This is a genomic window from Moritella sp. 28 (genome assembly GCF_018219435.1).
Taxonomy (GTDB): domain Bacteria; phylum Pseudomonadota; class Gammaproteobacteria; order Enterobacterales; family Moritellaceae; genus Moritella.
Genome location: NZ_CP056121.1, coordinates 4996195 through 5009325, shown reverse-complemented (window position 1 = coordinate 5009325; position 13131 = coordinate 4996195). Strand labels below are relative to the sequence as shown.

Below are 13131 nucleotides of genomic sequence, written 5' to 3'. Positions count from 1 at the left end.
TCGACCTCTATAGTGCTTGAAAATAACGAATGCGAGCTAAGGTTTTTAAATTTTGAAAGTGCAATTGCTGGTATTCAAGCGTAAGTGCTTGTTCATCCATTAATGCTTTGATGACTTGTTCAAAATCATTGGTATTGGCTTGATAACCTTGTATTGCAGCATCACTATTAGATTTGGCTTGTACTAGAAGGGTGTCTTGGTAGCGCTGTATCCTTGCCTTGGTATTACTGAAATTTGCGATTGCGCCATTTAATATCCCATTGAATTTAATCAGTAATAGAGCTTTTTCTGCTTGCTTAATCCCCCTACCTTGAGCGGCCGCTATAACCACCTGATCTTGGCGGTTACTCGTGAATAGAGGAATGTTCATTGTGATGGAACCACTGATTAAATCACTACGGCTGGATCCAGACGCCATATCTAGTGCTTCACGATGACCGTAACCAATATCAACTTTAAAGGCTGGTTTATAGGATTCATTGGCAGTGGCTATATTATTTTGAGCTACGTCGATGGCTTGTTGCGCGGCTAATACCTGTGGGTGATCAGCCAGTAACCGATAGTGTTTTAGATTTGCTTGCTGCGCATATTCAAGGCTTTGCGGCCACGTTGGTAGCTGAGAATCAAATTCATCAAACGCTTGAGGCCCAATCCAAGAGACGAGTTGCCCACGTAATGCTTGTTCTTGCTGCGCAAAGGCGGCAATTTTGTCATCAAACTTGGCGAGTTCTAATTCTGCTTTAATCAAATCTTGGTTTTGACGATAACCTAGCTCAAACTGACGGTAGAGGTTGGTAACATGCTGGCTAAATAATTGCTTATTTTTAGCGAGAATGGTTTGGGCTATTTTGGCAAAGCTAATATCAAACCATAATTCTCGGATCTGTAGTTTTAGTTCTAATTGGCGATTTTCTGCGAATTGTATGCTCTGTTGTGCTTGTAGTGAGAACCCTTTCGCTGTTAACTCCAGGGTATCACCCGCTGAAAACTGTTGTGATAAACCAAGACTAAATTGGGTCATTGGATCATCGGATAATGAGAAACTATCAACAGGCACATTGGATAAACCGAATTTAATCATAGGGTCTGCAAGCTGAGATTGGCTAATGCCTTGTGCTTTTAAACGTGCTTGTTGGGCACTGTATAAGATTGCTGAAGGATCGCGTTGTAGGGCAGTGTCTTCTGCAATCGCGAGCGTTAATTGTTGAGCATTAGCATTTATAGTCAGTAATGCGAATAGCCCCAAAGAAATTTTTGATGGCATTATACTTCCTTAATTGATTGATTTTTAAATGTTATTAAAATCAGCTAATCAAAGGAGGTCGATAGAGGCTATCTTGGTGTTGTTTTAGAGGTGGGGTTAATTCGTAACGTAGTGAGTTACTTTGTTTATGGGGGTTTAAGAGCGGCTTATTATTATAATTAATAAATGATGATACGCAGGTCGTATTACAGTCGCTGCAATTATCCATCTTGCTGCAATCATCGTCATTATATTGATTTTTTGAATGTTGAAGCTGCGGATTATCATGCTGCATTTTACTCATACTGTTTTGAGAGTTGCATGGCATGTCTGGCATATCACAAGAAATATTGGCTGGCATCGTGCGCATGCTCATAGCCTGAAGCGGTAATGAGAATGTGTTTATTAATATTAATAAAATCAACAACACTATACGCATGAAAAAGACACATCAAAAAGGTAAATAATGAATATGGCAGAGAGCATAATCTTTACCTTAAGGGGAAGGTCAAGTATTGAGATGATTATATTAGCAGGTAAATTTTAGGTATAAAAAAACCTCGATAAACGAGGTTCTTTTATTTGTTCTTGTAAGAAAGTGGTGGGCTGTGAAGGATTTGAACCTTCGACCAATTGATTAAAAGTCAACTGCTCTACCAACTGAGCTAACAGCCCCCGTATTCTTTCTTTTTATAGTTTCATGTCTTATGACATAACACCACAATAGTGGTGGGTCCTACTGGGCTTGAACCAGTGACCCTCGCCTTGTAAGGGCGATGCTCTCCCAACTGAGCTAAGGACCCACATTATTTTTTAGCGATAGTTGTGTCTATCGTTTAAACTGGTTGCGGGAGCAGGATTTGAACCTACGACCTTCGGGTTATGAGCCCGACGAGCTACCAAACTGCTCCATCCCGCGACAATGCTGTTGTTCACTGTTTATCTAATAGATAGAACAGTAAGAAAGTGGTGGGCTGTGAAGGATTTGAACCTTCGACCAATTGATTAAAAGTCAACTGCTCTACCAACTGAGCTAACAGCCCCCGTATTCTTTCTTTTTATAGTTTCATGTCTTATGACATAACACCACAATAGTGGTGGGTCCTACTGGGCTTGAACCAGTGACCCTCGCCTTGTAAGGGCGATGCTCTCCCAACTGAGCTAAGGACCCACATTATTTTTTAGCGATAGTTGTGTCTATCGTTTAAACTGGTTGCGGGAGCAGGATTTGAACCTACGACCTTCGGGTTATGAGCCCGACGAGCTACCAAACTGCTCCATCCCGCGACAATACTGTGTTATAAAGAAAGTGGTGGGCTGTGAAGGATTTGAACCTTCGACCAATTGATTAAAAGTCAACTGCTCTACCAACTGAGCTAACAGCCCCAAATTCTTTCTTTATAGTAAATCCCGTTACTTATCTTATAAAAGATATAACCAGATTTAATATATGGTGGGTCCTACTGGGCTTGAACCAGTGACCCTCGCCTTGTAAGGGCGATGCTCTCCCAACTGAGCTAAGGACCCCATACTTTCGATTAATGTTGGAAACGTTGTTTTGAAGCAGCGCCCCTAATCGAGGAGGCAGATATTATCCACTTCTAAATGTTTATGCAACCCTTAATTTAATTATTTTATTTAAACTGCTTCTGGGCGATCTTTTTTACTACGCTTTGTCTATAAAGTGCGCGCAAATGGTTTGTTTACAGCTGATTTTCTAATAGTAATAAACTAATTAACGAAAGGCGGCAGCAATGTGAATACGAGGTCACCTTAATTCCAGCATTAATAATGTGACTATTTTGGCGCTATAAGTTTACCATTATCTATAAAACTGTTAGCATCATCACACTTCTATGCCTGCTGTAATGGCTAAATTTAATTGTAAAAAATCAATAAAATTTAAGCATGGTTTCTCTCATTTAAGGTTTTATTTTGCAGAGTAAAATTGTTGAACTGAAACATAAAGCTAAGTTATTTAATCAACTTAGACTTGATCGCGCCTTATCCATTATGGATGATAATGGGCGTGAAGTGACAGCTATCTTACCTCTTTTACTGCATTTTAATCACCCCAATCTGCCTGTTTATCTTGATGAACCCGTACCTCAGGGAATCTGTTTATTTACCCCCGATGAACAACAACAAGATTATTTAACCTCATTAAATGTAGCACTAGATGATGATAAATGTGCCACTTGTTCTCCTATATATAGCTTATATGCAATGGGGAGCACGGGTTCTATTGGTCAAAACTGGCGTAGTGATTTAGATATTTGGGTATGTCATGATCCGGCTATGAGTGATGAGGATGCTCAGTTTCTAGAGCAAAAATGTACATTGATAACGGCGTGGGCAGAAACCTTTAATGTTGAAGTTAACTTTTTCTTAATTGCTGAAGATAAATTTAGAAAAGTGAATAATGCGGTAATGACTAAAGAGAGTTGTGGCAGTGCCCAACATTTCTTATTACTGGATGAATTTTATCGCAGTGCCTTACGGATCGCGGGTAAGCCAAGTTTATGGCATATTTTACCGGTTGAATTTGATAATAATTATGATGATTATGTTGATCAGTTGGTTGCCGACGGGGTCCTTGACCGTAACGAGTGGGTTGATTTAGGTGGTTTCCCTTGTATCCCTGCCGAAGAATACTTTGGTTCTGCGTTGTGGCAATTATATAAAGGTATCGACTCTCCTTATAAGGCGGTATTGAAAACATTATTAATGGAAGCTTATTCGGCTGAATATCCAAATAACCGTTTATTATCGCAGATAATGAAAGAAAATTTTCAGTTGGCGTCTTCACAACAGCTGGAACTGTCGCACGATACCTATTATCAGATCTTAATGAAAGTAACCGCTTATCTCGAAAAAATAGGTGATACTGCGCGTGTCGATTTACTACGTCGCTGTTTTTATTTAAAAATGTTTAGCGGTAATTGCGCTAATGAGAAAAATGCCCGTCCAGAATGGCACCGTACCTCTGTGGCTGAAGTCATTAGCGAGTGGAATTGGCATCCTGACCGTATTGCTCATCTCGATAATCGTGATAACTGGAAGATCGAACAAGTTCAGGAAGCGCATCCTGAATTGCTTGATGCGATGATGAAGGGTTATCGTAATCTGATTGGTTTCGCCCGTCGTAATAATATTAGTGAATCGATTAACCCTGCGGATATTGGTATTTTATCGCGTAAGTTATATGCTGCGTTCGAATCGCTACCCGGCAAAGTGACTTTTATTAATCCACAGATCTCGCCTGATTTGTCCGAGCAACAATTAAGTTTCGTGCAAGTACCCGACGGTCGTTTTAATAATTCGGGTTGGTATTTATATAACTCTTCGTTAGAACCTATGCAGATTGTTGGTCGTAAGCCTTTGGAACATAACGGCTATCTGAGTAAGTTGGTGGCGTGGAGCTATTTTAATGGATTAATGACCGATAACACTCAGGTCGAAATTTTCAATCAAGACTCAGATATGAACAGAGATGTATTGAATTCATTCTGTAAAGATCTTAAAAGCAAATTCCCAATTCAAGCAAAACCGGCCTCAAATCAGGCATTGAGTCGTCCTTGTGAGATCCGTGATTTATCTATTTTCCTAAACTTAGAGCACGATCCGACTAATCACTGGGGCGGTCGAATTATTGAGTTTGATACTAATACCAGCGATGTATTCTCATTTGGTGACTGTAAAGCCTGTTTAGTGGGTAGTATTGATCTGATTTATCGTAATTCTTGGAATGAAGTGCGTACTTTGCACTTTTCTGGTCAAGAACGTATTGTTGATGCATTAACCACGATAATGGGTAAGATGCATCAAGATGCGACAGAACCGGATTCCATTAAAATATTTTGCTATAGCTTACATTTCCGTGGTTTGATTCGTCATAGCTTCGAACGTTTGGTGCGAGATTGTATTAGTACCCGATTACAGCGCGATAAAGATCAGATTGTTAAAATGCTGACTATTAGTGACGACCGCTTTGGTATTTATTTTGAGCGTCGTGGTGTGTCTATTCGTAAGCTTGAAACATCACTCGATCTGTATAACCATATCTCTGAGCGTAAGCTAGAACAAATGCCATTACGAATTGATAAAACCACCACGGCAGAAGGCACGCCTTTAGCTGTGGAATCTCATTCGTCAGAAGGTTTAGTACAGTTCTTTTTTGAAAACTATAAAAATGGTTTTAACGTTTATATTGTCGATGAAGCCAATCGCGTGGAAACTTACCAGCATCTTAGTGGTAATAAAGATGAATTAATCAAAGGTGTTCATCGTTTTTATACTAATTCACAAGAAGAATCACGTAACGAAGGGACATTTGCCAATTTCAATTTACCGCAATTTTACGATATCGTTCGTTCAGAAAATAAAGAATTAGAAGTAATTCCTTACGTATCCTCTAAATAATCCTATTTTTTTATAAATAATCCTCATTTTTTCAGTCCGTTTATCGAAAACGGTAAATTGTATTTTTTTATTTGTTTTTTGCATGTAAGACATTGACTATTGGTCGTGTAAGAATATACATGTCAATTATCGTAGGCATAATCGTTTCTATCTATGTGATACACGTTGCGCATGTTTTTAAGGTGTTGATTTTATACTGCTTATTTTTCAATGTGACTTGGATCTCCTATTTATTTTCAAAAAAAGGCAATTTCTGTATTGCGGCGGTATTGGATTACTTTATAGTAGGTATTCGAAAGGACGCAATAAGAAGTTGGTAAGGATTACTGACTTGATAACGGATTATCGAAATAGGATTTACCACAGGATGTGGTCGCAAGGAAAAGTCTTCAGGATGAAGATGCGATGGACACTCAAAGGATTTGAGTTAAAGGACACCTCTAGGATGGAGATGAAATAAATCGGAATGATTTATTGTACCAGGGTGGTAATAAAAAAAAACCCGATGGATTGGGAGTTAAACCTAAAGGAAATTAGGTCAGTCAATTTGCAGGGAGCAAAATTAGTTCAAGGACAGAGCTACATGACTACTTTAAGGACGGCATTTATGCCGTCCTTTTCTTTATTTACAGTTTTATTTTTACGTCCTTTCCTTCATTACGCAACACGCTTGCTTTGCTTGTTTATCATACAACAACTCCCCGTTGTTGCTTATTTAATACCACCGTTAAATAAAGCCCCTAATTAGCGCTCTATTAACAGTAGCTAAGTATTTTATCGCGCATGAATTATATTTATATTTGTATCTCTATGGCTCAATTACCCAGCTTAAAATAGCAATTTAAACGACCTGTTTTTATTTGGGATTGACCCTGTAATAGTGCTAGATCTGATTGGTATATTGATAGTAACCTGATGTTAATTCGAACAAGAGAACAAGATGATGAAGACTATCGATAACACATTTATTGAAGAAGATTTTGCTGATCAAGACTTAGAGTCGATGATCTTTACTCGCTGTTATTTTTATCGCTGTGATTTCAATCATGCGCAATTAAGTGATGCCGAGTTTATTGATTGTCAGTTTATCGAACGCGGTGATATTACAGGTTGCCGATTTGATTATGCTGACTTAAAAGGTGCGAGTTTTAAAAACTGCGATTTAAGTATGACTAAGTTTACTGGCGCAGAATGTTTTGGTATTGAGTTTCGTAGTTGTAATTTGAAAGGGGCAGATTTTAGTCGTGCTAGCTTTGCCAATTATATTACGGCTAAAACCTTCTTTTGTTCTGCTTATATAACCCAGTGTAACTTGAGCTACGCCAATCTTGTCGATCAACGTATCGAAAAATGCGACTTATATGAAAATCGCTGGACAGGCTGCAACTTACTGGGCGCTTCTTTACAAGGGTCTGATTTGAGTCGAGGTGAATTTTCGGCAGACATGTGGTCGCAGTTTAATTTACAGCACTGTAATTTAAGCCACGTTGATTTAACGGGTTTAGATCCGAGACGGGTTAATTTACATGGTACACGTATTTGTAGTTGGCAGCAGGAACAGCTATTAGCACCATTTGGATTAATAATTATTGGTGATTAATCAATGAATACGATCAAGATCACAGATTTACTGCTGCTAAGTTAGCGGTAGTAGGTACTATTATTGCGTTATATTGATGGGCTGTTTTTATCCTGTAAGAGATCGACTATTCGTGTTGATAGATAAAGTACTTTTATTAAGGTGTGATCCTAGGTATCCATTGTATATATTTCTTTTTACTTGATTGTTAAATCCTACTCTCACGGCTTTGATAGCTATTTACGCTAAATAATTAGTGTTTAAGCACTAATTAAATTTGTTTTTTATCGCTATTTATTGTTTTTAGGTTTGCTATATTTGTTTCCAGAGACGCAGGAGGTTCATCAGGATGATGACTTGGCACTCTACATGAAACTGCAAGGATGTGGTGGATTACAAGGATAGCACTCATGGATTTAGAGTGAATAAAGGACACCTCCAGGATGGAGATGAGAAGCAGGTTAGGATGACTTGTTAGGCTAGGATTGCCAAAGGAACAACTCAAAGGATTGGGGAAAAGTAAATCACCTAATGGATTAGGTAAATGTCTAAGTGCAGGGAGCACAATCAGTTCAAGGATAGAGCTATTACGACAACGTAAAAGGGCTGCACTAGTTACTAGTGCAGCCCTTTTCTTTGTCTAAAATTTAGGTTTTATATAAATAAGACCTATCACTTCACGTTAGAAATTAACATTTTCACCGCCTTGATTCTTAACAGCTTCGGTTAATACCAGTGATAATTCTTGTTGGGTGCGGTTATCAATCCATGCATCATTGATAAATGCAAAATGATGGCCATTCGCTTTTGTTGCGACCCATAACTGGTGTAATGGCGCTTGTTTATTCAAGATGATTTGCGAACCATCACGACAATATAGAGTCAAAATACTGTTGCTGTTTTCATAATCGAGTTCAACATCACTGTCATCAATGATTTCTTCAAAGCTTATTAATAGTTCATCAACCTGTTGGTGAAATTCTGAATCAGTCATTTTTTATTAATCCTATTGCTTTTAATTTTGTCGGTGCGATTATAAGGTATATAGAATTAATTTATCATTGAGTCGGTTATGAGCCAAGTAAGAAAAACAACATTTATTACATTAGTCTTTATGTTTAGCGCTGGTTTACTCAGTGGTTGTGGTATTTCAGGTCCTTTATATGCACCTGGCACGGGACCCGATGCTAAAAAAGCACAACAAATCCAGGTAGCAACACCGGTTACAGAAAATGTGAATAGTGATGACGCAACTGGCAAGACGTCAAGTAGCGAAGCAGAATAAACATAATATTGTCACATGATGTGCAATGAATGAATTAGTTTACGAATTAAAAGAAAAGGAATAGAGCATTGGATTACTTTAATTATCAGGATGATGGTCAGTTATTTGCGGAACAATGTGCCGTTGCAGACGTAGCTGACAAATTTGGTACGCCGACGTATGTATACAGCAGAGCTACAATTGAACGTCATTGGCATGCATTTAATGATGCTGCTGGTGCGCATCCGCATTTGGTTTGTTATGCCGTAAAAGCTAATTCAAATATTGCAGTGTTAAATGTGCTGGCACGTTTGGGCTCAGGTTTTGATATCGTATCTGGTGGCGAGCTATTACGCGTAATTGCGGCCGGTGGTGATGCAAGTAAAGTTGTGTTCTCTGGTGTTGGTAAAACTATAGCTGAAATTAATTTAGCACTCGATCATCATATTCATTGTTTTAATGTCGAATCGACGGCTGAATTGGAACGTATTAATGACGTTGCCGTGGGCCGTGGAATACAGGCACCTATATCGATTCGAGTGAATCCTAATATTGATGCGGGTACTCATCCTTATATTTCTACCGGTTTAAAAGAAAATAAATTTGGTATCGATATTGATTTAGCTGAAGGCGTTTATCAAGCTGCGAGTAAAATGCCGGGTATTAAATTAAAAGGCGTTGATTGCCATATTGGTTCACAATTAACAGAGTTATCACCCTTTTTAGATGCTGTTGATAAGCTTCTGCTGTTGATTGATAAATTATCTTCGCAAGGTATTGTGCTGGAACATCTTGATGTTGGTGGAGGCTTAGGCGTCTCTTATGATGGCGAAACACCCCCACAACCTGCTGAATATGCGCAGGCATTAAAAGATAAATTAGCAGGCCGTAAACTGTCACTTATTTTTGAACCTGGTCGTGCCATCATGGCTAATGCCGGTGTTTTAGTAAGTAAAGTTGAATACATTAAACTTACGGAACATAAAAACTTTGCTATCGTTGATGCAGCCATGAACGATCTTATTCGTCCTGCGTTATACAGTGCGTGGCAAGCAATTGCGCCAGTGAATAAATCATTAGAGCGTGAATGTTTAAACTATGATGTTGTTGGTCCTATTTGTGAGACTGGTGATTTCTTAGGTAAGAGCCGTGATTTAACTATCGCAATGGATGATTATATTGTTGTTCGTTCTGCCGGCGCTTATGGATCAACCATGAGTTCTAATTATAATTCTCGTAGTCGACCTGCAGAAGTTATGGTTGACGGTGATGTTGCACATTTAATTCGTCGCCGAGAAGAACTTGCAGACATCTGGAAAGACGAAGCGATTTTACCAGCTGAATAGTACTTTACCGACAGAATGAAATAGAGGGTTACAGGTTCATATGTTTATACAGTTTTCAAAGATGCACGGTCTGGGTAATGATTTCATGGTCGTTGACTGTGTTACTCAAAATGTATTTTTTAATAATGATAATATCCGTCGTTTGGCGGATAGAAATACCGGTATTGGCTTTGATCAACTTTTAGTGGTTGAAGCGCCTTATGATCCTGATCTTGATTTTCATTATCGTATTTTTAATTCTGACGGTAGTGAAGTGGAACAGTGTGGTAATGGCGCTCGCTGTTTTGCCAGTTTTGTACGCCATAAAGGGTTAACGAACAAGAGCAAGATCGCGGTTAGTACGAGTGCAGGTAAAATTTCTTTACAGGTCGAATACGATGGTCAGATCACAGTAAATATGGGGGTGCCTGAATTAGCCCCGGATAAAATTCCGTTCCGTGCTACCAAGCAAGAAAAAACTTATATTTTACGTGCGTTAGACAGCACTGTGTTTTGTGGCGCCGTGTCGATGGGTAACCCGCACTGCGTGACATTAGTGGATGATATTGAAACTGCACCATTGGCCGATCTCGGTCATGCGATCGCACATCATGAACGTTTTCCTAACCGTGTAAATGCGGGGTTCATGCAGGTATTATCACCTGACCACGCCAAATTACGGGTTTATGAACGTGGTGTTGGTGAAACACGAGCTTGTGGTACAGGTGCCTGCGCTGCGGCTGTTATTGGCCAATTACAAGGTAAGCTCGGCCAAGACGTGTGTATTGAGCTGCCTGGTGGTAAATTGCAAATTTCATGGCGAGGTCCAGGTACACCTGTATTTATGACGGGTCCAGCAACCCATGTTTATGACGGACAAATTAATATATGATCGACGTTGAACCTTCGATGTTGAGCGCGGAAACGCCTGCTATCTCAGAGCAAGATGTGATTGCTTTTTTACAGGCTGATCCGGATTTTTTTGTGCGTAATAATGACTTAGTCGATTCCTTGCCAATTTCTCATGGCGCTCAAGGTAGTGTGTCTTTAGTGACATTACGGTTAGAACGACAGCGACAACGTATTGCCGATTTAGAACAGCAGTTACAGCAGTTAGTGGCTATTGCCGCTGACAACGATAAATTATTTCGTATCTATGCAGATATTTATACGGCCTTGTTTAATTGCACTTCAGTGATGCAAATGCAACGTATTTTAGTCACTCAGGTTCAATCTCAATTACCATTAGCGGCTGTAAATTTACATTTAAATGAAGCCTATTTTTACCTTAAATCACAATATCTACCGTTAGCCATTTCCGCTGGACAGTTAGTACGTATTCGCCAGAAACAATTTGCTGGCGGTGATCATTACTTTGGTCCTGTCGCTGGCGTGGATAAAGCATTATTGTTTGGTCAAGATGCCTTGGTTAACTCTGTGGCATTAATGGCATTAGGTGAACGGGGTGAATACGGTTTACTCGCTATTGGCAGTGCGAATGCCGATCATTATCAGGCGGGCATGGATAACTTGCTGTTAGGTCAGCTTTGTCGCATTATCTCTACCCTGTTACCGCAACTGATGCCTTCACGTGACAACTCCATCAAATAATAATACAGCTGTAGGTAGTGAGCTACCTGCACAATGTGATCTACCTGTACAATTACTTAAACCTATCGAACGTTTTTTACGTTATATCACCAGTGAACGGCAATTAAGCCTACATACAGCCCGTAATTATCGCCGTCACCTGACCTTATTCGGCGAACAAATGCTGACGTTACCGATCACGGAATGGCGTGCACTTGATGCTGCCCAGGTCCGTAAGTTAGCGACTTTAAATCATAAACTGGGTTTATCGCCTCGCAGTTTGGCAACCAAATTATCTGCATTACGCAGTTTCTGTGATTACTTGGTATTGCAAGGTGATCTCACCGCGAACCCTGCGAAAGGGGTATCGGCACCACGTCAGCATAAACCTTTACCTAAGAACCTCGATGTTGATGAAATTAATCAGTTATTAACCGTGTCTAATACTGAAGACGCTGATGACCCGTTTTTAGTGTTACGCGATAAAGCCATGATGGAGTTAATGTACTCTGCGGGTTTGCGGTTAGACGAATTGGTCAATTTAGATTTAAAAGATGTTAAGTTGCGTGAAAAAACCATGAGGGTGATTGGTAAAGGTAATAAACAGCGCCAGTTACCGATTGGTAGTATTGCGATCACCGCGTTACAAGCGTGGTTAGCTGTACGTGGTGAATATGCTGACAACGCGCAACCTGCATTATTTGTCAGTCAGTTACGGCGCCGAATTTCTCACCGTAGTGTACAGAGCCGGATGGCCAAATGGGGGCAACAGCAAACGTTGACCAGTCATGTTCATCCGCATAAGTTACGCCATTCTTTTGCTACTCATATGCTTGAATCGAGTGGTGATTTACGCGCCGTTCAGGAACTGTTAGGACATGCTAATATCAGTACCACACAGATCTACACTAGCTTAGACTTTCAACATCTGGCCAAAGTATATGATGCGGCTCACCCTCGTGCGAAAAAGAAAAGAGAAGATTGATGATATTCTATCGACGATTACACCAGATTAGAGCGATGAGCTTCGATCTTGACGATACCTTATATGATAACTATCCAGTCGTGCGTCGTGCTGAGGCTTGGATGCACATGCATTTACGTAGTCAGTATCCACACATTACGCATTTAGATGATAGTGCTTGGTCACAGCTAAAGCGTTATGTTCTTCATCAACAACCCCACTTGATACATGATATTAGTGGGATCCGGATAGCCTGTCTAATGACGTTATTCTTACGTCATGGCTATAGCGAACAAGAGGCTAAATCTGTCGCTAATACTATTTTTTCGCAAGTACAGGCGGTGCGTAGTGATTTTCAAGTGCCGGAACAAACCTTTGCGGTATTAGCAACACTTGCCAGTAAGATCCCATTAATTGCGATCACTAATGGTAATGTCGATACCGATAAAATTGGCTTAACGCCATTTTTTACGGCCGTGATAAAACCCGGAAATGGCTTGAGAATGAAACCGTACCCTGATTTATTTTCATTGGCAGCAGAGAGGTTAGCCTTACCGCCACAACATATTTTGCATGTTGGCGATCATCTTAAGTCAGATGTGGCTGGTGCGATCACTAATGGCTTCATGTCTGCGTGGTTTAATGACCAACAACAATCGCTCATGACGAGTAACAAAGCCAGTCATTTACCGGATATTGAAATAACGCACTTGGATGAATTAACAAGCCTGTTATAATCCCCCA

At 39.9% G+C, this 13131-nt stretch carries 10 protein-coding genes and 8 tRNA genes; 8 read left to right on the top strand and 10 right to left on the bottom strand.

Annotation, left to right across the window (positions count from 1 at the left end; translation table 11 throughout):
* Positions 1-7: 7 nt before the first annotated feature.
* The 9 genes from HWV02_RS22355 to HWV02_RS22315 all read right to left on the bottom strand — a co-directional run bounded on the left by HWV02_RS22355 (position 8) and on the right by HWV02_RS22315 (position 2770).
* The gene (locus HWV02_RS22355; RefSeq protein ID WP_211689360.1) at positions 8-1264 is read right to left on the bottom strand and encodes a TolC family protein; all 1257 of its coding nucleotides are present in this window, start codon (positions 1262-1264) and stop codon (positions 8-10) included.
* Between the two features lie 578 nt (positions 1265-1842).
* Positions 1843-1918: transfer RNA gene (locus HWV02_RS22350), tRNA-Lys, on the bottom strand.
* Between the two features lie 52 nt (positions 1919-1970).
* Positions 1971-2046, bottom strand: a tRNA-Val gene (locus HWV02_RS22345).
* Between the two features lie 39 nt (positions 2047-2085).
* Positions 2086-2162, bottom strand: a tRNA-Met gene (locus HWV02_RS22340).
* A gap of 48 nt (positions 2163-2210) precedes the next feature.
* Positions 2211-2286, bottom strand: a tRNA-Lys gene (locus tag HWV02_RS22335).
* 52 nt (positions 2287-2338) lie between these two features.
* Positions 2339-2414, bottom strand: a tRNA-Val gene (locus HWV02_RS22330).
* A 39-nt stretch (positions 2415-2453) separates the two neighbouring features.
* Positions 2454-2530 (bottom strand) — tRNA-Met (locus HWV02_RS22325).
* Between the two features lie 23 nt (positions 2531-2553).
* A tRNA-Lys gene (locus HWV02_RS22320) sits at positions 2554-2629 on the bottom strand.
* A 65-nt stretch (positions 2630-2694) separates the two neighbouring features.
* Positions 2695-2770 (bottom strand) — tRNA-Val (locus HWV02_RS22315).
* 408 nt (positions 2771-3178) lie between these two features.
* Here HWV02_RS22315 and HWV02_RS22310 point away from each other — a divergent pair.
* Positions 3179-5665, top strand: a complete 2487-nt coding sequence (locus HWV02_RS22310) for a class I adenylate cyclase (RefSeq protein ID WP_211677935.1) — start codon at positions 3179-3181, stop codon at positions 5663-5665.
* Between the two features lie 943 nt (positions 5666-6608).
* Positions 6609-7265 (top strand): Qnr family pentapeptide repeat protein, encoded by a 657-nt coding sequence (locus HWV02_RS22305; protein ID WP_211675941.1) that lies wholly within the window; start codon positions 6609-6611, stop codon positions 7263-7265.
* Positions 7266-7926: 661 nt separating this feature from the next.
* Here the strand turns inward: HWV02_RS22305 and cyaY are convergent.
* Positions 7927-8238 carry an iron donor protein CyaY gene (gene cyaY, locus HWV02_RS22300; RefSeq protein ID WP_211673485.1) on the bottom strand — a complete coding sequence of 104 codons (312 nt, stop codon included), beginning with the start codon at positions 8236-8238 and terminating at the stop codon, positions 7927-7929.
* A 78-nt stretch (positions 8239-8316) separates the two neighbouring features.
* Between cyaY and HWV02_RS22295 the strand changes: the two genes are divergently transcribed.
* From HWV02_RS22295 to yigB, 6 genes are all read left to right on the top strand, one after another.
* Positions 8317-8529 (top strand): lipoprotein, encoded by a 213-nt coding sequence (locus HWV02_RS22295; protein WP_211677934.1) that lies wholly within the window; start codon positions 8317-8319, stop codon positions 8527-8529.
* 68 nt (positions 8530-8597) lie between these two features.
* Positions 8598-9854, top strand: a complete 1257-nt coding sequence (gene lysA, locus HWV02_RS22290; RefSeq protein WP_211689357.1) for a diaminopimelate decarboxylase — start codon at positions 8598-8600, stop codon at positions 9852-9854.
* A gap of 40 nt (positions 9855-9894) precedes the next feature.
* Positions 9895-10725: a diaminopimelate epimerase gene (dapF, locus tag HWV02_RS22285; RefSeq protein ID WP_211689356.1), complete on the top strand. Its 831-nt coding sequence runs from the start codon at positions 9895-9897 to the stop codon at positions 10723-10725.
* Positions 10722-11444 carry a DUF484 family protein gene (locus tag HWV02_RS22280; RefSeq protein WP_211677931.1) on the top strand — a complete coding sequence of 241 codons (723 nt, stop codon included), beginning with the start codon at positions 10722-10724 and terminating at the stop codon, positions 11442-11444. The genes dapF and HWV02_RS22280 overlap by 4 nt, the downstream gene beginning before the upstream one ends.
* Positions 11425-12408, top strand: coding sequence for a tyrosine recombinase XerC (xerC, locus tag HWV02_RS22275; protein ID WP_342357619.1), 984 nt, complete (start codon positions 11425-11427; stop codon positions 12406-12408). Before HWV02_RS22280 ends, xerC begins: the two co-directional genes overlap by 20 nt.
* Positions 12408-13124, top strand: a complete 717-nt coding sequence (gene yigB / locus HWV02_RS22270; protein WP_211677930.1) for a 5-amino-6-(5-phospho-D-ribitylamino)uracil phosphatase YigB — start codon at positions 12408-12410, stop codon at positions 13122-13124. Before xerC ends, yigB begins: the two co-directional genes overlap by 1 nt.
* The last annotated feature ends 7 nt before the right edge of the window (positions 13125-13131 follow it).

Coding starts and splice junctions, on each gene's coding strand:
- HWV02_RS22355 (WP_211689360.1), bottom strand. CDS start 1,264: ATGCCATCAAAAATTTCTTTGGGGCTATTCGCATTACTGACTATAAAT.
- HWV02_RS22305 (WP_211675941.1), top strand. CDS start 6,609: ATGAAGACTATCGATAACACATTTATTGAAGAAGATTTTGCTGATCAA.
- cyaY (WP_211673485.1), bottom strand. CDS start 8,238: ATGACTGATTCAGAATTTCACCAACAGGTTGATGAACTATTAATAAGC.
- HWV02_RS22295 (WP_211677934.1), top strand. CDS start 8,317: ATGAGCCAAGTAAGAAAAACAACATTTATTACATTAGTCTTTATGTTT.
- dapF (WP_211689356.1), top strand. CDS start 9,895: ATGTTTATACAGTTTTCAAAGATGCACGGTCTGGGTAATGATTTCATG.
- HWV02_RS22280 (WP_211677931.1), top strand. CDS start 10,722: ATGATCGACGTTGAACCTTCGATGTTGAGCGCGGAAACGCCTGCTATC.
- yigB (WP_211677930.1), top strand. CDS start 12,408: ATGATATTCTATCGACGATTACACCAGATTAGAGCGATGAGCTTCGAT.